The sequence below is a fragment of the Roseibium sp. RKSG952 genome, assembly GCF_009711355.1.
In genome coordinates this window covers 1-2,289 of sequence record NZ_SMMF01000595.1, presented here as the reverse complement: position 1 = coordinate 2,289, position 2,289 = coordinate 1, and the positions used below count along the sequence as shown (strand labels likewise).

General features: G+C 52.3%; 2 protein-coding genes. One reads left to right on the top strand and one right to left on the bottom strand.

The annotated features are described in order from the left end of the window. The coding region (locus tag E1297_RS49645) for a hypothetical protein (RefSeq protein ID WP_209015605.1) at positions 1 to 244 on the top strand (244 nt) is incomplete at its 5' end. 499 nt (positions 245 to 743) lie between these two features. Here E1297_RS49645 and E1297_RS02630 read toward each other — a convergent pair. Beyond that, on the bottom strand, positions 744 to 2,289 hold a 1,546-nt coding region (locus E1297_RS02630), incomplete at its 5' end, for an FG-GAP repeat protein (protein ID WP_196223156.1).

Below are 2,289 nucleotides of genomic sequence, written 5' to 3'. Positions count from 1 at the left end.
CTCGTTTCACTGGTTTGCTTGCATGGAAAAGGCACTTCACCGAAAACCTTGCATCAACAGCTACCTCGAGGCGCCGTTACGAGATCAACCCGCCAGTATTTCCGCGACAACCGTCACAGACTTCGAAGAATTACCAATACTCATGCAAGGTTATTTTATTACAATATCAACACAACCTCTCTTTTTGACATCATTATTTGATCAAAAATATGATAATCATAATTACTTATCGAATAATACTTAAACAATTCACTTAACGTCACTGTTAATACACAAGTAACGTACCGTTAATATTTCTCAATCGAAGGAAGCCATGAAGGATATTCGAAACCCGGAAATTCAACCGGTGAGTGAGCGGTGCTCTGGAGACGGCTCATGAGAAACCAATTTCAGGACGGACGCGGAAAAGGGCGCACGTCCCACCAAAGGCGACGCGTGCCCTGCGCAGGACATGAAGCCGGGCGTCAAATTCCGGCCGGATACGCCAAGAACCGGCAGCATGGACCGGCAGACGGGCGCGTGCCTTTCTGCCTGTTAAATCCTGCAAGAGGAGTGACCACGCGCGGGTGCAATGCCCTGCGGGACAAACACTGCTCCGTGCTTCATTTAATGTTTGAAGTTCCTGAAACCGTATCGAAACAAAAAGGGTGGCAGAAGCATCTGCCACCCTTCAAAATTACTATAGAAGCCAGCTAGCCTGTCAGCCGTATGACCGACCAGCCCCTCGAAACTACGAAACCATTTTAAGCGAAGTCTTCCCAATCAGTACTTCCGTAAACGACGTATGTTTCACTGGTGTCGGTGTAACCGGAAGGAACAGGCGCTCCCGCAATAAAGTCTTCCAGCCCGTCATCATTCAGGTCAAAACCGCCTTGAACCGCTCCTTCCGAACCCAATATTGTTTCCGACCCACTATCCTCAATGACAAACCCGCCAACCCCTGCCTCGATGGTTTCGAATGTCATGGAAGCTGGCGTTTCTTCCTGACCGAAAACAACATATACGCTGCTTTCCCAGGATTCATATGTGTCATCAGTAAAACTGAAGCCGGTAATCAGGAGGTCGTCGTACCCGTCTCCGTTAAGGTCACTGGAGGCAACAGTTTCCATGTAAACCACTGACGATGTGTCCTCGAACGAAATCTCGTATCCGCCAACGCCATCCGAAACATCATCGAGTTCAACCGTCGCGGCAAGGTTGTCAGAGCCGAGGACAACATATGCCGAGCCCGACACTTCCACATCGTCAACTGTGTAGCCTGTCAGGGACTGCAGCAGGACGTCGTCATGACCATCGCCATTGACGTCACCCGTCGCAACGCTGAAACCCGTCTCCCTACCGTCCGTCGCACCATTGATCTCCACGACACTCTCACCGTCAACGCTTTCCGCTATGTTGATCGGCGCGGAAACATCCGGGAGATCCTCGGCTCCATAAACGATGTAAGCAGCACCGGACACGTATGCATCATCTGTGGTGTCATTCTCGTTTGCATATTCTGCCCCGATGACCAGATCCTCCAGTCCGTCACCGTTGATATCTCCGGTAGCAATGCTATCGCCCAGGGCTTCGCCCTCGCTGGTATATGCAAAACCGCCATCGCCCTCGGCAATATCGGCAAGATCAACGCTGTCCGGAACCTCGTCGGACCCAAGAACAACGAACACCTCACCATCGTCATCATCCGGCCAGTTGGACACGGCAACTTCATCATAGCCATCGCCGTTCATGTCCAGCGTCGCGACCGATACACCTACATAGGTTTCGTCATTTCCATTCTCGAAGGAAATCTTGTACCCGCCGTTTCCTTCGGCAACCTCGTCAAGGCTGACCTCCTCCAGGGTTTCATCTGTTCCCAAAATGACGTAGGCAGCCCCCTCACCATCGTCCTGGTTGGTCGCTCCGACCACCAAATCATCAAGCCCATCGCCATTCACGTCCCCGAAAGTTACCGACTCTCCTAGAAAGGCGTCATCGGACGAGGTCTCCGGACTCACCATGAACCCGCCTTCACCGTCTGCGATATCCGACAAGTCGACATCCGGAATCCCCCCTTCCTCGCCATAGATGACATAAACTGCCCCGTCATTGTCCCCGGTGCCCGGAGCTCCTATTGCAAGATCGGTATGCCCATCACCGTTAAAGTCTCCGGCCGCAACCGCAAGACCTGCATAATCACCTTCGGCTGCGCCTGTGATCTCGGCCCCGGTTCCGGCTTCCGCACTGATTTCATCAGTTGTTACCGTATCGAGCCCGGCAACCTTGACGTCATTGACATAGACATCCAGC